The sequence below is a fragment of the Geothrix fuzhouensis genome, assembly GCF_024609325.1.
GTDB classification, from domain to species: domain Bacteria; phylum Acidobacteriota; class Holophagae; order Holophagales; family Holophagaceae; genus Geothrix; species Geothrix fuzhouensis.
Genome location: NZ_JANHMQ010000001.1, coordinates 1,362,442 through 1,380,042 on the forward strand (window position 1 = coordinate 1,362,442; position 17,601 = coordinate 1,380,042).

Here is a 17,601-nt window from a genome sequence, read left to right on the forward strand (position 1 = left end):
CGCGCGCGCGCCCCGCGGGGGCGCACCCCGGAGGTTCCATGCCCGACGCCCAAGGCCCCTGCCCCATGGACCCCGGCCAGATGGAAGCCACCCTCCAGCGCTTGGCCGCGGATCTGGTGGCCCGTCTGCAACCAGAGGAGGAAGTGGTCCTTCTGGGCATCCGCTCCCGCGGCTTGCCCCTGGCCGAGCGGTTGGCCACCCTGCTACGGGCCCAAACCGGGACGCAGGTCCCCGTGGGCGCCCTGGACATCACCCTCTATCGGGACGACCTCACGGAGATGGTGGGCAGTCCCATCGTTCGCCCGACGGAGATCCCCTTCACCCTGAAGGAGCGCACGGTGGTGCTGGTGGACGACGTGCTCTACACGGGCCGCACGGTCCGGGCCGCCCTGGACGCCCTGCTGGATCACGGCCGCCCCCGCCGGGTGATGCTGCTGGTGATGGCCGATCGCAGCGGCCGGGAGCTGCCCATCCAGGCCGACTTTGCCGGCCTGCGGGTGGAGGTGCCCCCAGGCCACCGGGTGGCGGTGCGGCTGAAGGAAATTGATGGCGAAGACGGTGTGACCGTGGAGACCTGCTGATGACGTCCGAACGCTACGTCTTCCCCCACAAGCACCTGCTGGGCATCGAGCCCCTCAGCCCGCAGGACATCACCGCCATCCTTGACCAGGCCCGGGCCTTCGAGGAGGTCTGCGAACGTCCCAGCATCAAGATCGTCCCCGCCCTGCGCAAGAAGCTGGTGGTGAACCTGTTCTTCGAGAACAGCACGCGCACCCGCAACAGCTTCGAGATTGCCGAGAAGCGCCTGTCCGCCGAAATCATCAACTTCGACGCCGACACCAGCAGCCTCAACAAGGGCGAGACCCTCATCGACACGGCCATGAACCTGGAGGCCATGCACCCGGACCTCATCGTCATGCGCCACAGCGCCCCCGGGGCGCACGCGCTGCTGGCCCGGCACATGAAGGCCAGCATCGTGAACGCAGGGGACGGCGCCCACGAGCATCCCACTCAGGCCCTGCTGGACGCCTATACCCTCCGCAAGCACTTCGGCAGCCTGGAGGGCCTGCGGGTGGCCATCGTGGGCGACATCCGCAATAGCCGCGTGGTGCGCTCGAACCTCTGGCTGCTCACCCGCATGGGCGTCAAAGTCACCCTGGTGGGTCCGCCGACGCTGGTGCCCCAGGAGTTGAAGGCCACCTGGCCGGGCATCGCGATCAACCACGACTTTGACGCCGTAATTCCCGAACAGAACGCCATCATGATGCTGCGCGCCCAGTTCGAGCGTGGCACCGGCGCGTACATCCCCGGCCAGGGCGAGTACAGCCGGTTCTTCCAGCTCAACCCCGCTCGCATGAAGCAGGCCAAGAAGGATGTGGTGGTGCTGCACCCCGGCCCCATCAACCGCGGCCTGGAGATCACCAGCGACGTGGCCGATGGCCCCAACAACCTGATCCTCGACCAGGTGACGAACGGCGTGCCCGTCCGCATGGCCGTCCTCTACCTGCTGTCCCATCCGCATGGGGAGCAGGTGCCCTGATGGCCCTCCCCGCAGAGCGGATCCTCCACTCCATCCACCTCTTCCGGAAGGAGCGGGTGTTATTAGATGCGGACCTTGCAACCCTTTATGGCGTTGAGACGCGGGTCCTCATCCAGGCGGTTAAACGGAATAGCCAGAGATTTCCCGTCGATTTCATGTTCCAACTCAGCGAAGACGAGTGGGCGGACTTGAAATCACAATCTGTGATTTCAAGTTCCTGGGGTGGCAGGCGCACCCCACCCTACGCCTTCACCGAACTGGGTGTGGCCATGCTCTCCAGTGTGCTCAACAGCGAACGTGCCATCCAGGTCAACATCTCCATCATGCGGGCGTTCACCCTGCTGCGTACCATGCTGGCTACGCATGCAGACCTCGCCCGAAAGCTGGAAGCCCTGGAGCGTAAATATGATGGCCAGTTCCGGGTGGTTTTCGAGGCGATCCGGGACCTGATGGAACCCCCACTCCCAGCCAAGAAGCCCATTGGCTTCCGTCCGAAGAAATAAGAGATAGCCATGGCCGCTCCCGTCGAAATTCTCTCCCGCCTGCTCTGGGTCAGGGATGCCGCTGCCCTGCCGGACAAGGCCTTGGCGGATCAGCTGGGCCTGGAACTCAAGGACCTGACCGCCCTGGTGGCGGCCCATCCCGATCGCTTCCCCGAGACGCTGGTCTTCCACCTCACAGCCGAGGAACGCCAACACATCCCCGACGCGCCGGTGCTGGCCTTCACCGAGGCCGGGGCGGCCCTGCTGACGGGCCTGGTCCCCACTCATGAGCCGGCCCTGCTGGTCCTCATCCCCGCCTTCGCCGAGGCGCGCCACGTGCTGACCGGACAGGCGGAGCTGTCCCTGCGGGTGACCGCCCTGGAGCAGAAGCTGGAGATGGTCCTGAAGATCATCCAGGGTGAGGAGGTCGAGGGTGTCCCCCCGCAGCGCCCCATCGGCTTCATCACGGAAGAGAACCTTCCGCACGGGCTGAAGAGCCGCCAGCGCGACGCGAAGAAAGGATGAATTTCCCATGATCTCCGGCCCCATCACCCTGCTCATCCTCGATGGTTTCGGCGATGGCCCCCGGAATGCCTTCGATGCCACCTTCGTGGCGGCCATGCCGCGCTTCAACGCGCTGCGGAAGGCCTACGCGACGACGCAACTCCTCACCAGCGGCGAGGCCGTGGGCCTGCCGGACGGGCAGTTCGGCAACTCGGAAGTGGGCCACATGAACCTCGGCGCGGGTCGCGTGGTGTGGCAGGAGCTCACTCGCATCGATGCCGCCATCCGACGGGGCACCTTCCGGGAGAACCCCGCCATGGGCGCCCTGCTGGCCAGTCTCAAGGCTTCGGGCAAGCGCCTGCACCTCATGGGCCTGGTGAGCGACGGCGGCGTCCACAGCCACCAGACCCATCTGGCCGCCCTCGCCCAGTGGGCCCAGGCGGAGGGCGTGCCGACGACCATCCACGCCATTACCGATGGCCGCGACACCGGCCAGAAGAGCGCCGACGGCTTCCTCCAGTGGCTCACCTTCCAGCTGCGGGCCTGCCCCCTGGTGACCATCGGTTCCGTCTGTGGGCGCTACACAGCCATGGACCGGGACAAGCGCTGGGACCGCACGGAACAGGCCTGGAGGCTCTACGTGGATGGCGAAGCCCCCCACCAGGCGCCGGACGCCCTGGCGGCCATCGCCGCCGCCTACGCCCGGGGCGAAACCGACGAGTTCGTGGCTCCGACCAAGCTCGAGGCCTTCCACCCCATCGTCGATGGCGACGGCGTGCTGTGGTTCAACTTCCGCGCCGACCGGGCCCGCCAGATGTGCCACGCCCTGGTGCATCCCGACTTCGCGGGCTTCGTGCCGAAACACCGCCCCAAGGTGCAGCTCGTGACCTTCACCGCCTATGACATCGAGTTGGCGCCCTACATCTCCGTGGCCTATCCGCCCCAGAGCCTGGACCACATCCTCGGCGAGCTCATCAGCGAGCAGGGCTGGCGGCAGTTCCGCACGGCCGAGACGGAGAAGTACGCCCACGTCACCTACTTCTTCAACGGCGGTCAGGAGGCGCCCTTCGAAGGCGAAGAACGCCGCCTCGTGCCCTCCCCCAAAGTGGCGACCTACGACCTGCAGCCCGAAATGAGCCTCGCGGAGGTGAGCCAGGGGCTGGAAGCCGCCATCCGCTCGGACCAGTACCGCCTGCTGGTCTGCAACCTGGCCAACCCGGACATGATCGGCCACACCGGCGATCTGGCCGCCTCAGTCACGGCCTGCGAGGCCATCGACGCGGCCGTGGGTCGCATCACGGACGCCACCTTGGCCATGGGGGGCGCCCTCTTCATCACCGCCGATCACGGGAACTGCGAGTGCATGCGGGACGAGGCTGGCAACCCCCATACTTCCCACACCTTGAATCCCGTCCCTGCGGTCCTGGTGGCCCAGGGCTTCGAGGCCCGCCAGCTACGCAGTGGCGGCGCCCTCAGCGACGTGGCGCCCACCCTCCTGAAGCTGATCGGCCTCCCCCAACCCGCCGCCATGGATGGGAAGAGCCTCTTCTAGCTGAGCCCCATGAGCGACACGCCCCGCCCATCACGCATCACGCCTTCGACCTTCATCAAGGCGATGGGGGCGTTGCTGGCCGTGTTCAACCTGCTGGCCGTGGCTGCCGCCATCTGGGTGCTGACCCTGAGCTATCGGCACTATGTGGAACGGGCGGAAGCCACCACCCAGAACCTGAGCCAGGTGCTGGAAGACAACGTGGCCGACACCATCCAGAGGATCGACCTGACCATCCAGTCGATCCAGGATGAAGCCCGCCATGACCCTCGTGGCCAGAGGCTGGACGCCCTCATCCAGGCCCAGTTCCAACGGGCGGGGATCCTCCATTCCCTCCAGATCGCCAATGCAGCAGGGGCCATCGTCCACGCCGCCCCGGCCTCGGCCATGGTGGAGGTGGCCGGCCAGCCCCTCTTCCTTCGCTTCAAGGAGGCTCCCGAGGCAGGCCTGCTCATCTCGCGGCCAGTCAGGGGCCCCGACGGGGCCTGGGCCATCATCCTGGCCCGCCGACTCGAACGCGCCGACGGTGGCTTCCTCGGCGTCGTCATCGCGACCCTCCCGACGGAGCAGCTGACCCGAACCATGTCCCGGTTGGATGTGGGCCGATGGGGCTCGGTGTCCCTGCGCGGTGAGGACCTCAGCCTGCTCGCCCGCTACCCCGACTTCGCCGGGCAGCAGCAGAGGACTGGCGATACCCGCGTCACCGGCACCTATCTGGAGGCGGTGCGGTCAGATCGCGCCTTCCTGCAGTTCACTGAGAATTCGGTCCTGGACGGCCTCCGCCGGACCTACACGCTGCGGAGGGCCGAACAACCCCGCTTTTTCATCCTGGTGGGCCTGGCCCAGCGGGAGTACCTCCGGACCTGGCGCCACCAGGTCGCCTTCGTCGTCTTGGCGCTGCTGGGGGTGGTCACCCTGACGCTGGCGCTGGGCTGGCAGGCCCGGGCCTCCTGGGTCCGCCAACTGGCGGACCAGGAGCGCCTGGCCGCCCAGGAGGCCCGGTACCGACTGCTGGCCGAGAACGCCACGGATGTCATCTGGTCCATGGATCCCGAGGGCCGCCTCACCTACATCAGCCCCTCCATCCTCCGCCAACGCGGCTGGACCGCCGAGGAGTTCATGGCCCTGAGCCCCGAGGAACGAGCGCTGTCCAGGAAAGGCAGCGAGGCGTTCCGGGAACGGATGGATAAGGCCCGCCAGCTCCCTCCCGGCTCCCAGCCTTTTGAGCAGGACCTGCTCCAGGCGAACGTGAAGCACAAGGACGGCCGGGAAATCCAGGTGGAGGCCCAGTGGCGGCTCGTGTGGGGCGAGGATGGCCACCTGCTTGGCTTCCAGGGCGTCACCCGGGACATCACCGAACGGAGGCGCATGGAGGTGGAGCGCGAGCGCCTGATCCAGGATCTCACCCATGCGCTGGCCGACGTGAAACAGCTCAGCGGCCTGCTCCCCATCTGCAGCCAGTGCAAGAAGGTGCGTGACGACCACGGCTACTGGAGCCAGATCGAGACCTACCTGTCCGAACACACGGAAGCCACCTTCACCCATGGCGTCTGCCCCGAATGCGCCCAGAGATTCCGGGACGAGATCCAGGCGCGCCGCGCCCAGAAGTCTGAAGGGGAAAGGTCGTGAGCACGGAGCGAAAGCGGAGGGCCACTTTGCCGAAGACGAAGCCCGAAGGGCGAGGCACCGGAGGTGCCGAGTGAAGATCGCTTTCATCGGTACCCACGGCGTGGGCAAGACCACGCTCTGCTACGAGCTGGCCGCGGCCCTCAAGCGGGAGGGCGTCCACGTGGACATTGTGAAGGAGGTGGCACGGCTCTCGCCCCTCCCCATCAACCAGAAGACCTCGCTGGAGGCCCAGACCTGGATCTTTTTCACCCAGATGGCCGAGGAGATCCGGTCCGGCAGCCAGCATGACGTGGTGGTGTGCGACCGCAGCGTGCTGGACAACTACGCCTACATGATGCTGGCCTTCGGCCGGCAGCTGCCCATCGAACGCTTCATGCACCACTGGATGAAGACCTACGACCTCCTGTTCAAGGTGCCCTTCTCCGGCCAGCTGGCCGCGGACGGCGTGCGGGATACGGATGCCTTCTTCGCCGAATCCATCGACCAGCTGGTGGACAAGCTCCTGGAGGAACGGTCCATCCCCTTTGAGCGCCTAGAGCCCGGAAACCGCCCTGGCTGGATCCATCGCGTGAAGGAGGTGGTCCTGAGCCACCCCAAGGGCCAGAAGCGGCTGCTCTGAGGGCACCCAACTTGTGACCCAGATCCCCCACTCCCCGCTGGAGGGGGCCTGACTCCGGGTAGATGATCAGGAGGTCGGGAGGTCCTCTATGACCGAGACCAGCAGCCTTGCCGTGCGCGGCGGCAGTTTCATGTTTCACCCCGCGGGCACCCTGCCCCAGTTCACCCCCGAGGAGAGCAGCGATGAGGCCCGGGCCATCGCCGAAGCCGCCCGCGACTTCATGAACGGCGAGATCATGCCCCGGGACGAGGAGATTGACCGCCTCGACCTGGAGCTCACCCGCGACCTGCTGGCCAAGGCCGGGGACCTGGGCATCCTGGGAATGGAGGTGCCCGAGGCCTACGGCGGCCTGGACCTGGACAAGAAGACCGCCCTGCTGGTGCTGGAGGAGATGGCCCGGCATGCCAGCTTCTCCACCAGCTACACCGCGCACACCAGCATCGGCACCATGCCCATCGTCTACTTCGGAAGCCACGAGCAGAAGGCCAAGTACCTGCCCAGGCTGGCCAGCGGCGAATGGTGTGCGGCCTACGCCCTGACGGAAGCCGGCAGCGGTTCCGACGCCCTGGGGGCCAAGACCACCGCCGTGCTGCAGGGCGGCCACTGGGTGCTGAACGGCACCAAGGCCTGGATCACCAACGCCGGCTTCGCCGATGTCTTCGTGATCTTCGCCAAGATCAACGGCAGCCACCTCAGCGCCTTCATCGTTGAGAAGACGGATCCCGGCATCAGCACCGGCGCCGAGGAAAAGAAGCTGGGCATCAAGGGCAGCTCCACCCGCACCGTGATCCTCGACAACTGCCGCATCCCCGAAGACCGGCTGCTGGGCGGCAAGGGCAAGGGCGCCCGCATCGCCCTGGGCATCCTGAACGTGGGCCGCTTCAAGTTGGGCGCCAGCTCCGTCGGCGCCGGCAAGCGGGTGCTGGAATACACCTTGAAATACGCCGGGGAGCGCACTCAATTCGGCAAGCCACTCACCGCCTTCGGCCTCATCCAGCAGAAGCTGGCGAACATGGCCGTACGGATCTTCGTGGGCGAAAGCATGAGCTTCCGCACCATCGGCTACCTGGACGACGCCCTGGCTCACACCAGCTGGGAGAGCGAGACCGGCGGCGCGGACAAGATGAAGGCCATCGACGAGTACGCGGTGGAGGCCTCCATGTCCAAGGTGTGGGGCAGCGAGGCCCTCTTCGCCACGGCCGACGACTCCGTGCAGACCTTCGGCGGCGCCGGCTTCAGCACCGAGTACCCCGCCGAGAAGATCTACCGCGACTGTCGCATCAACCGCATCTTCGAAGGCACCAACGAGATCAACCGCCTCCTCATCGCCGGTACTTTCCTGAAGCGCTGCAGCGGCACGGACGGCCTGCCCCTGGCCGAGGCCGCTGGGGCAGCCCTCGCCCTGCCCGCGGACACCCTCCAGGCCACCGTGGCCCTGGCCAAGGCCCGGGCCCTCAAAGTGATCGCGCTGGCCCAAGCGGAGCACGGCCCGAAGATCCTCGACAACCAGGAGGCCGCGGCCCACATCAGCAACCTGCTGCTGGAGCTCTATGCCATGGAGTCCGCCGTGGTCCGCGCCGGGAAGATGGCGGCCGCCAACCATCGCTGGGCTGCGCTGGCCCGGGACATGGCCGAGGCCTACGCCCAGGAGGCCTGGAACCGCGTGCAGTCCGAGGCCCGCATGCTGGCGGGCGAGCTGGCCTCTGGCGAAGCCCTGGAGTCACTCATGGCGGAACTGCTCGCCATGCACGCTCCGGCCCCGACCCCTCTGTCGGTCCTGCGAAATCGCATCGCCCTGGCCCTCATGGATCAGGGCCGGTACCCCATCGGCTGACCTATCGCTTGGTTCCCGTGTGCAGGGCGACGATGCCACCCGTGAGGTTCGTCCAGCCTGGGTTCTGGAAGCCCGCCTGCGCCAGTTCGGCGGCCAGGGCCGGCTGGTCCGGGAAGGCCCGGATGCTCTCCGGCAGGTAGGTGTAAGCCGAGGCATCGCCACTGATCCAGGCGCCGACGCGGGGCAGCACCCGGTGGCTGTACCAGTCATAGAAGGCCTTCAGCCAGGGAAACACGGGGGTGCTGAACTCCAGGATGGTGAGCTGGCCCCCGGGCTTCAACACGCGCAGGAACTCAGCATAGGCAAGGGTCCGAGCCTCCACGTTGCGGATGCCGTAGCAGATGGTGACCCCGTCAAAGCTGGCGTCCCGGAAAGGCAGCCGCTGGGCGTCCGCGTCGCTGGAGGCCCAGATCCGCTCCGTCAGCCCCTTCCTCCGGAACTTGGTGGGGCCCAGGCGCAGCATGGCGTGGGTGAAGTCCGTGCTGACCACCTCGGCACCCCGGCGGGCCAGCGCCACGCTGGAGTCCCCGGTACCCGCCGCCACGTCCAGGAACCGCTTCCCCGGCGCGGCGCCAGAGCAGCGGGCCATGCGCCACCACCACCAGAAATCCACGCCGCCGGAGAGCACATGGTTCAGGACGTCGTATCTCCCGGCAATGGCCGAGAACATCTGCTGCACTTGCCTGCCTTCCGGCATCCAACCTCCGCTCCGACCTTCCATTGAACCAGAGACGGCGCCTACCTTGGGTATCCCCGGCATTGACCAGAGGTAGAGGCTAGTCAAGAACCGTAGTGCCGCCCATCGTGATCCCTACCCAATCTGGAGGACAGAGATGAGCACCACCGCTGTAGAGCAGGTCAAGGGAGGCAGTTTCCTGCTGACCCCCATCGGGGCCATGCCCCAGTTCACCCCTGAGGAATTTGGCGACGACGCCAAGGAATTCGCGCGTGCCGCCAGGGACTTCATCCAGGGCGAGGTGCTGCCCAGGGACGAGGAGATCGACAAGCTCAACCTCCCCCTCACCATCGAGCTCATGAAGAAGGCCGGCGAGTTGGGCCTGCTGGGCCTGGAGATCCCGGAAGCCTACGAAGGCATGGACGTAGACAAGCGGTCCGCCATGCTCGTCCTCGAGGAGATGAGCAAGCAGGGCAGCTTTGCGGTCAGCTACAGCGCCAACACCGGCATCGGCACCCTGCCCATCGTGTACTTCGGCACCGAGGCCCAGAAGAAGGCCTACCTGCCCAAGCTCGCCACCGGCGAGTGGCTGGCGGCCTATGCGCTCACCGAGGCCGGCAGCGGTTCCGATGCCCTGAGCGCCAAAGCCACCGCCGTACTCGACGGCGATCACTGGGTGCTGAACGGCACCAAGATGTGGATCACCAACGCCGGTTTCGCCGATGTCTTCATCATTTTCGCCAAGGTGGACGGCAAAGATTTCAGCGCCTTCATCGTCGAGAAGACCGACCCCGGCATCAGCACGGGCGCCGAGGAGAAGAAGCTAGGCATCAAGGGCAGCTCCACCCGCACCGTGATCCTCGAGAACTGCCGGATCCCCAAGGACCGCCTCCTGGGCGAGCTGGGCAAGGGCCACAAGATCGCCTTCGGCATCCTGAACATCGGTCGCTTCAAGCTGGGCGTGGGCAGCCAGGGCGGCATGAAGCGCATCCTCGAATACGCCATCAAGTACACCTCGGAGCGCCAACAGTTCGGCAAGTCCATCAATTCCTTCGGCCTCATCCAGCAGAAGCTGGCGGACATGGCCACCAAGATCTTCGTCTGTGAAGCCCTGAACTTCCGCACCACCGGCTACATCGACGAAGCCCTCCACGCCACCAACTGGGACAGCCCCACCGCCGGCGCCGACAAGATGGCCGCCATCGACGAGTACACCATCGAGTGCAGCATCTCCAAGGTATGGGCCAGCGAGGCCCTGTTCTGGGTGGCGGACGAGGCCGTTCAGGCCTTCGGTGGCTACGGCTTCAGCGCCGAGTACCCGCCGGAGAAGGCCCTGCGCGACTGCCGCATCAATCGCATCTTCGAAGGCACCAACGAGATCAACCGCCTCCTCATCGCGGGCACCCTGCTCAAGCGCGCCATGAAGGGCGACCTGCCCCTCATGCAGTTCGGCCAGCAGGTGGCCAAGGAGATCTCGAACCCGATCAAGCCCGAAACCTTCACCGGCCCCCTGGCGCGCCTGAAGCACGGGGTTGAGCTGAGCAAGCGCCAGTGCATGCTGGCCGCGGGTCTGGCCGTGCAGGTGCTGGGCCAGAAGCTCATCGACAACCAGGAAGTCATGGCCCGCATGAGCAACATGCTCATGGAGATCTACGCCATGGAAAGTGCTGTGGTGCGCGCCGAGCGTATGGTGGAGTCGGGCCACCGCTGGGCCCAGGTGGCCCGCGACATGACCGAGCTCTACGTGAACGAGAGCTGGCACAAGGTCCATGGCGACGCCCGCATGCTCTGCGCGGACGTGGTCGAAGGCGAGGCCCTGCGTCATGCCCTGGCCGGCGTGAAGGCCTTCACCGAATTCCACCCCACCAGCAGCGCCCGCTTGCGGGGACGCATCGCCTCGGAACTGATCCAGAAGGGAAGCTATCCGGTCGAGGTGATCTGACACCAGCGCCACCGCTACGCGGCAACGCCGATAGAAACAGAATGGGCCCCGACGGGGCCCATTCTGTTAGCTAGGGATGGTTAACGCCGGATCTCGCGACCACCGCCTCGACTTTCGCCTCGCCCTTCACCGCCGGACGGCCGGGAGGGCGCGGGCGCGGGACGGGACTCGGGGGCGGGGCGGGACTCGGGAGCTGCTTCCCGGCGTTCCTCGCGGGGTGGGTCGACCCGCGGCGCGGGGCGGTACTCCCGCTCTGCGGGTCGAGGGGTAGGGTCCGGGCGACGTTGTTCCTCCCGCTCGACGCGCGGCCGTGGTTCCACGGGGCGTTCCCGGGGGACGGGATCGTAGCGGCGTTCAGGGGCAGGCCGGGACTCGTAACTCCGCTCGCGGGGCGCGGGATCCTGGCGTCGCTCCTCCACCCGGGGCCGGGTTTCCATGGGCCGCTCCCTCGGGGCCGGATCCGGACGACGGTCCTCGACCCGTCCGCGGGGTTCGGTGCTGCGGACACCAGGGGTCGGATCGGCCTTGCGCTCCTGGGGCGAAGGCAATTCACGGGCACGGTCGCGCGGGCGATTCTCGAAGCCTCGCTCACGGGGCGACGCGGGGGGAGTGACGGACCGTTCGGTCCCCTGGACGCGCCGACCGCGGTCCTCGAAAGGCACCCGCGCGGGGCCGGCGGCGGGGGCGCCGGGTCGCGCGCCTGCAGCGGCCGCTGGCGACACCTCTCGGCGGATGATGGTCCGGCCCGTGGTGGCTTGGGCCTGGCGCTCATAGGTCGCCAGGCGTTGGCGGTTCACATCGCGCTGGAAGGCCGTCTGCATCTGGCCCGGATTGCGGAATTCGGTGTGGGACACAACCAGGGGTGACCGTTGCCACGGCGCCCGCAGATCGCGGCCGCCGCCGCCGGTCCAGGTGGTGCTGCCGGTCGCGCCGTTGAAGCTGCGGATGACATTGACGTCCGAGTAGATGTGCCCCCGGACGTTCCCCACATTGATGTAGTTCACGGACACCACGTTCCAGGCGTAGCCGCCGCCCCAGGCACCGTAGCCCCAGTGGCAGGGCGTGTTGTAGTAGCCGAGCGGCGCCCAGCCGTAGTAGCCGGGCGTGTAGTTCCAGGCCACCCAGGCGGGGCTGTAGTTGATGCCGGGGATCCAGAACCAACCCACGCCAAGGCTCCAGTGCCAGCGGCCATGGTGGTAGGCCACGTAGGCCCAAGGTTCGTCGGAAATCCAGGTCATGCCGCCCGAGTAGGGAGCCCAGCGGCCCTCATAGTAGGGGCGCCAATCCTCGCCGACGCCATTGGGCTGCCAGACCCAGCCGAATTCCGAAGACTCGACCCAACGCCCGCTGCTATCAAGCTCGTCGGAGTAATAACGGAGTTCCGAGGGCACCCGGTCCCAACTCTCGCCGCGTCGTACCACCAAGGCCCGCTCGCTCCAACGGTCGAAGTCGTCGCCTTCGTAGGTATTGAAGCCGCGCACTCGATCCAGGCCATCTTGGGGGCTGTAGACCGTGAGGCGCTCGCCGGCGGCGATGCGGGTCCGGTCCCGGTCATTGGCGAAATCCACCCGGCCGGTGTGAACCTTGAGCCGCACAACCTTGTCACGCTCGGCCTCTACGGTGAAGGAACCCTTGTCAAAGCAGGTGGCCGTGCCTGAAGGGGTGTCGACCCGGAACCGGCTATCGGACTGGCCGCCCAGCAACACCCGCAGGCGGCCGTAGTCCAGCCGCAGCAGAACCTGCTTCTCACCCTGTTGATTCGTGAAGAGGGCCGCCACGGTGAAGCGGGTGGCACCGCCGAAGGCGATGCGGGTGCCGTCGCCCAGTTGCAGAACGCCACGACCGCGGCTTTCCACGACATCACCCTCTGCAATGGGAGTGCCGCGACTCAGGGTCTCGTCCAGGCTGCCCTTGTGGATACGAACGTCCCCCTCCAGCATGCGAACCATGGCGTAGCGCTCCGGGGCCTCGCCCTGGTACGTCTCATCGTCAGCAGGAGCCTGGGGCGCGGCGCTCACAAGGGCCGCTGGCAACAGCAGCGCCGCGGCAAATCGGGAATGAGTGAAGGACGTGTTCATGGGACCTCCGGTGAATTGGATGCCGGCGCCTACAAGGTCGGTTCCGGGTTGGTACTGAGCCAGGGTCGTGCCAGTTTCGTAAGTCTTCAGATTTCAGTTTTCAGTCTTTAGGGAAGGGCGCGAGGGCCGTGCCCACCTTGGGCGGATCAGGGCGGGGCCCCAGGGCCGCCAGACGGGGGAGCAACCCGATCCACGGGATGGACCACTGACGGGGGGCGCCCTTTTCCACATCTCCCGCAGCTACCTCGAGTCGGTCCGGGAGGAAGCGCACCCGCACATCCCGGCCCGGCGGCAAGGGCAAGTGGATCAGCCGCCCTGTGGCGGGATGCACCACGGTCAGGAAACCCTCCCCATCTTCAAGCACCCAGAGCAGACCCCGGAGGAAGGGTCTGAAATCATCCGCACCCCAGCGGAGCCCCCCCAGACCCTGAGTCAGCGGAGAATCCACCGGGAACCCCCAGGCCCCCCAGGCCGCAGCCAGGGGGACGCCGCCATCCCGCCAAGCCCGTAGGGGGCGCCCCGGCAACCCTGCCTGCAGCAGGATGAGACCCCGGGCGTCGCTGATCCGCAGGGTGCCATCCCCGGTCAGATGCACGGTCATGGGACCTTGCGACGCGGGGGGAAGCCCTGGCACCTCAGCCGGGGGAACCCACGGTTCTGCCTGCCAGGCGAGGGGCGTGGCTTGCTCCCAGGGCAAGGGCTGGTGGCCCCGGGCCGCCCCAGCCTGAGCCGGAGGTGGAACCGGCGGAGGAAGCGCGGGTGGGACGGCGGCCAGCGCCGCGCCGGTCAGGAAGAGGGCGCCCAGCCGCACAGGGCCTCCAGGTTGCGGGTGGTCAGTTCGGCCAGCTGCAGGGACGAGATCCCCCGCAGGCCAGCCACGGCCTCGGCGGTAAACCGCACGAAGCCCGGCTCGTTCGGCTTGCCCCGATAGGGCACTGGTGCCAGGAAGGGCGCGTCGGTCTCCACAAGGATGCGATCCGCCGGGGCCCAGGCCGCCACCTCCCGCACGGCCTCGGCCTTCTTGAAGGTGGTGATGCCGGAGAAGCTCAGGTAGAAACCCAGATCCAGGGCCTTCAGTGCGAAGGGCCGGTCTTCGCTGAAGCAATGGATGATGCCCCGGACGGCCTCGGCGCCCTCTTCCGCCAGGATGCTCAACGTGGCCTCCGGCGCGGACCGGGTGTGGATCATGAGCGGCTTGCCCAGGGTCTTCGCCAGGCGGATCTGGGCCCGGAAAACGGCCTCCTGCTCCTCTCGCGAGCTCAAGTCGTAGTGCCAATCCAGACCAGTCTCGCCCACGAAGCGCGCCGCGGGGTCTGCCGCCAGGGCCGCCAGGGCCGCGCCCGTATCATGAGACCAAGTCTTGGCCTCATGAGGATGCACGCCCAGACTGGCCTGGACTCCTGGAAGCCGCCGCGCGAGTTCCAGAACCGTGCGTGAATCTTCCAAATCGGTGCCAACGGCGATGAACCCCGTCACGCCTTCGGCTCGAGCCCTGGCGAGGGTTGACTCCACCTGGCCCTCGGGCAGATGGGTTCCGGTGAGATGGCAGTGGGCGTCCACAAGCATGCTTTCATAGTCCCATGCTCCCAAGGATCACGGTACGTGCTCCCCGCGCCGATGGTTCTCCTTAAGACGGATCCTCTCTGCCTATGCGTTCACTCTGCCCCATGCTGGTCTGGCTCTGGCTGGGCCTCACTGGCCTCCTCCCGCCCCTCGCGGGGCAACAGCCCGCGTTCCGCCGGTTCGGATTGCGGGACGGTCTGCCGCAGAGCCAGGTGACCTCCCTGATCGAGGATCAGCGCGGTTTCCTGTGGGTGGGCACCAACACTGGCGGCGTCGCCCGCTTGGGGGCCTCGGGCTTCCGGACGTTCGCTGGCCCCCAGGGACTCAAGGCCCTCTTCATCTATGCCCTGATGGAATCGCCCTCGGGAAGCATCTGGGTGGGCAGTCAGGAGGGCGTTTCCGAGATCCGTGGGGAGACGGTCCTGAATTACGGCCTCGCCGAAGGGGGCGGCGTCTTCGAGGGTCTGGCCCTCGCCCTGGACGACCAGGATCGTGTGCTGGTGGGCAACCGCCAGGGGCTGTTCCGATTGCAGGACGGAAGTTTTTCCCCGGTCCAACTGCCTGCGCCCTGGCCTGGCGGGCCGATCCGACGCCTGGCCCGGGACCATGCCAAGGGCGTCTGGATTCTGGGTAAGGGCGGTACCGTGGCCCGCTGGGACCCGCAGGGCCTCCGCATGTATTCCCTGTCCCCGAGCCACCCGGGCGGTCGCGTCCGCGACCTCCAGGTGGATTCCCGAGGACAGGCTTGGGTACTGCTTGATGGGGCGCTGCTGCGCATGAACCAGGGCCGGTGGGTGAATGAGCCTCTGGCCGGCCTCCCTCGCATGCCCCGCATGGTGAGCCTCCGGTTCAACCCTCGAGGCGAAGGGTTTCAGATCTCGCTGGGGGGCGACGGTGTGCTGGTGCGGGAACCCGACGGGAGCACCCATATCCTCACCGCGGAAACCGGCCTTCCGCGCGATCGGATCTTCGTCGCCATGCGCGATCGCCGTGGCGTGCTCTGGGTCGGGTCCGATGGCGATGGCCTCGCCGCCCAGGCACTCCCGGAACTGCTGACCCTGGATGGGTCCAACGCGATCCTGGGCAAGGATCTGGCCGCGGTGTCGGGGATTCTCGAACTCGCCCCCGACCGGTACATGTTGGCCGCCAGCACGGGGATCTACCTGGTGGAAGAGGGCCGGAACATCATTGGCCACTGGACCCAGCGCGAGGGCCTGCCCGCCACCGAGACCTGGGGCCTCCTCCCGGATGGAGCGGGCGGAGTCTGGGTGGGCACGGATCGCGGACTCGCCCGCTGGAGGAACGGACGGGTGGCACCGGCTGGCCCCGCGGCGATGGCGAAGGCCGCCGTACTCACCCTGGTCCGCGATGGAACGGACATCTTGGCGGGCACCGACCAGGGTCTGTTCGAGCTGGATGGCCAGGGTCGCCTCCTGGCCCACCACCGCCTGCCGCTTGAGACAGGCAATGAGACCGTCTCGAACATCCTGCGATACGAAGGCCGCCTCCTGCTGGCCACGGGCTACGGCCTCTGGGAGCTGGCTGACGGAAAGCTCCAGCGTGCCTTCCCGGACGCGCCCTTCGCCAACTCCACGGTGACGGCCATGGCCACCGATGCGCGGGGGCGGCTCTGGATCGGAACCATGAAGGGCCTCCATCTGTGGCGGGATGGCCTATGGTCGAGCTTCGGACTCAACGAGGGCCTGCCGGACGAAGGGATCAATTTCATCGCCGATGTGGGGCGTGGACGCATGGCCTTCGGCCACAACAAGGGCGTCACCCTGCTGGAGGGCCGTAATCTCCACCACCTGAGCCGCAGCCAGGGCCTGATCTCAGAGGAGACCAACCACGACGGCTTCCTGCTGGATTCCAAGGGGCGCCTCTGGATCGGCATGATCGGCGGTGTCTGCATCCTCCAGGGCGCCCAGGGCTTCCACAACACGCCCCTGCGGCCACCCACGCTCCTCGACGTGCGCTGGCCCGGGGGATCCCAGGCCCTTCCCGCAGTCGCGCAAGTCCCTCCGCGCCCGGAGTTCCTCGACTTCAGTTTCGACACGGGCGACCCGCTGGTGCCCTCCCAGCTCCACTACCAGGCCTATCTCCAGGGTGTGGACGAAGGCTGGCAGCCCGTGAACCAGGGCCTCACGCTCCAGTACCGGAATCTCAAGGCTGGCCATTACGAGTTCCAGCTTCGGGCCTCCAGCGATGGCGTGACCTGGGCGGAGGCGGCGCCCGTCTCGATCGTGGTAAGCCCCGCCTGGTACGAGCGCTGGCTGGTGCGGATCCTGTTCGGCCTGGCCCTGCTGGGCCTGCTCGCCTGGGCCCTCTGGTGGCGCGGCCACAGCCTGGCCCTCCGCTCCCGCGAGCTCGAAGAGACCATTGAAAGCCGGACCCTCATGCTCGACCGGCAGAACCGCGCCTTGGAACAGGCCCACCAGCAGATCAAGCGCAGCCTCGAAAGCCGGCTGAAGCTGCTGGACATGGTCACCCATGACCTCCGCTCTCCCCTCACCACGATCCTCCTCACCCTCGACCGCCTGCGCGAATTGGTGCCCAGCGCCAATCTGAACCTTCTGGACGTGATGGAGCGGGAGGCGAACCGCATCGAAACCCTCGTACGGAATCTGCTTGACCAGAGTCGTTCGGAGGCGTTGCTCCAAAGTCTCAAGCTGGTACCCACCATCCCCGCGGAAATCACGGAAGGGTTCGAGGATGTCTTGCGCCTCAAGGCCGAGGCCAAGGGTCTCGCCTTTCACCTGGAGGTCTCTGCGGAGGCTGGGCGGACGAGCATCCTGGCTGACGCAGCCACCCTCCACCAGGTCATGCTGAATCTCTTCGAGAACGCCCTGAAGTTCACGCCACGCGGTGGCCAGGTGGGCATCAGGTCCTCCGTGGACCAGGGCGCCGGAACCTGGCACCTGGAAGTCTGGGATACGGGCCGAGGATTGGATGCCTCCAAGCTCCAGGAACTGCTCCAGCCCTTCCGCCAGACTCAGGCTGGCGACGCGGCTCGCGGCTGGGGCCTGGGTCTTTCCATCTGCCAGAGCATCATCGACGCCCATCGCGGGGAGCTGAGGATTGACAGCGAACTCGGCCGGGGCGCCCGGTTCCTGGTCGAACTCCCCCTGCAGGGGGCCTGAGTCCTCTGTGACCGAGGGCATAATCCGCCTGCGGGGCCGTACCAT

Annotated in this window: 14 protein-coding genes; 10 read left to right on the top strand and 4 right to left on the bottom strand. The window is 67.1% G+C overall.

Features of this window, described 5'->3' with window-relative positions:
* The first annotated feature begins 38 nt into the window (after positions 1 to 38).
* From pyrR to NOV74_RS06200, 8 genes are all read left to right on the top strand, one after another.
* A complete protein-coding gene (pyrR, locus tag NOV74_RS06165; RefSeq protein WP_257310194.1) occupies positions 39 to 581 on the top strand; it encodes a bifunctional pyr operon transcriptional regulator/uracil phosphoribosyltransferase PyrR in 543 nt (180 codons plus the stop codon).
* A complete protein-coding gene (locus tag NOV74_RS06170; RefSeq protein ID WP_257310195.1) occupies positions 581 to 1,540 on the top strand; it encodes an aspartate carbamoyltransferase catalytic subunit in 960 nt (319 codons plus the stop codon). Before pyrR ends, NOV74_RS06170 begins: the two co-directional genes overlap by 1 nt.
* Positions 1,540 to 2,043 carry an ORF6N domain-containing protein gene (locus NOV74_RS06175; RefSeq protein ID WP_257310197.1) on the top strand — a complete coding sequence of 168 codons (504 nt, stop codon included), beginning with the start codon at positions 1,540 to 1,542 and terminating at the stop codon, positions 2,041 to 2,043. The genes NOV74_RS06170 and NOV74_RS06175 overlap by 1 nt, the downstream gene beginning before the upstream one ends.
* Before the next feature lie 9 nt (positions 2,044 to 2,052).
* The gene (locus NOV74_RS06180) at positions 2,053 to 2,547 is read left to right on the top strand and encodes an ORF6N domain-containing protein (RefSeq protein ID WP_257310199.1); all 495 of its coding nucleotides are present in this window, start codon (positions 2,053 to 2,055) and stop codon (positions 2,545 to 2,547) included.
* A gap of 7 nt (positions 2,548 to 2,554) precedes the next feature.
* On the top strand, positions 2,555 to 4,078 hold the full coding sequence (gpmI, locus tag NOV74_RS06185; RefSeq protein ID WP_257310201.1) for a 2,3-bisphosphoglycerate-independent phosphoglycerate mutase: 1,524 nt from the start codon (positions 2,555 to 2,557) through the stop codon (positions 4,076 to 4,078).
* Between the two features lie 9 nt (positions 4,079 to 4,087).
* Positions 4,088 to 5,704, top strand: a complete 1,617-nt coding sequence (locus NOV74_RS06190) for a PAS domain S-box protein (protein ID WP_257310203.1) — start codon at positions 4,088 to 4,090, stop codon at positions 5,702 to 5,704.
* Positions 5,705 to 5,774: 70 nt separating this feature from the next.
* The gene (locus NOV74_RS06195) at positions 5,775 to 6,323 is read left to right on the top strand and encodes an ATP/GTP-binding protein (RefSeq protein WP_257310205.1); all 549 of its coding nucleotides are present in this window, start codon (positions 5,775 to 5,777) and stop codon (positions 6,321 to 6,323) included.
* Between the two features lie 88 nt (positions 6,324 to 6,411).
* Positions 6,412 to 8,157 carry an acyl-CoA dehydrogenase FadE gene (locus NOV74_RS06200; protein ID WP_257310207.1) on the top strand — a complete coding sequence of 582 codons (1,746 nt, stop codon included), beginning with the start codon at positions 6,412 to 6,414 and terminating at the stop codon, positions 8,155 to 8,157.
* Between the two features lies 1 nt (position 8,158).
* Here NOV74_RS06200 and ubiE read toward each other — a convergent pair whose 3' ends face one another.
* Positions 8,159 to 8,854 (bottom strand): bifunctional demethylmenaquinone methyltransferase/2-methoxy-6-polyprenyl-1,4-benzoquinol methylase UbiE, encoded by a 696-nt coding sequence (ubiE, locus tag NOV74_RS06205; protein WP_257310209.1) that lies wholly within the window; start codon positions 8,852 to 8,854, stop codon positions 8,159 to 8,161.
* Between the two features lie 136 nt (positions 8,855 to 8,990).
* Here ubiE and NOV74_RS06210 point away from each other — a divergent pair, with 136 nt between their 5' ends.
* The gene (locus tag NOV74_RS06210; RefSeq protein WP_257310211.1) at positions 8,991 to 10,775 is read left to right on the top strand and encodes an acyl-CoA dehydrogenase FadE; all 1,785 of its coding nucleotides are present in this window, start codon (positions 8,991 to 8,993) and stop codon (positions 10,773 to 10,775) included.
* Between the two features lie 80 nt (positions 10,776 to 10,855).
* Here the strand turns inward: NOV74_RS06210 and NOV74_RS06215 are convergent, their stop codons facing one another.
* The 3 genes from NOV74_RS06215 to NOV74_RS06225 all read right to left on the bottom strand — a co-directional run bounded on the left by NOV74_RS06215 (position 10,856) and on the right by NOV74_RS06225 (position 14,419).
* Positions 10,856 to 12,853, bottom strand: a complete 1,998-nt coding sequence (locus NOV74_RS06215) for a DUF6600 domain-containing protein (protein ID WP_257310212.1) — start codon at positions 12,851 to 12,853, stop codon at positions 10,856 to 10,858.
* Between the two features lie 100 nt (positions 12,854 to 12,953).
* The gene (locus NOV74_RS06220) at positions 12,954 to 13,664 is read right to left on the bottom strand and encodes a hypothetical protein (protein ID WP_257310214.1); all 711 of its coding nucleotides are present in this window, start codon (positions 13,662 to 13,664) and stop codon (positions 12,954 to 12,956) included.
* Positions 13,640 to 14,419 carry a TatD family hydrolase gene (locus tag NOV74_RS06225; protein ID WP_257310215.1) on the bottom strand — a complete coding sequence of 260 codons (780 nt, stop codon included), beginning with the start codon at positions 14,417 to 14,419 and terminating at the stop codon, positions 13,640 to 13,642. Before NOV74_RS06225 ends, NOV74_RS06220 begins: the two co-directional genes overlap by 25 nt.
* A gap of 83 nt (positions 14,420 to 14,502) precedes the next feature.
* Here NOV74_RS06225 and NOV74_RS06230 point away from each other — a divergent pair, with 83 nt between their 5' ends.
* Positions 14,503 to 17,556 carry a sensor histidine kinase gene (locus tag NOV74_RS06230; protein WP_257310217.1) on the top strand — a complete coding sequence of 1,018 codons (3,054 nt, stop codon included), beginning with the start codon at positions 14,503 to 14,505 and terminating at the stop codon, positions 17,554 to 17,556.
* Positions 17,557 to 17,601 lie beyond the last annotated feature (45 nt).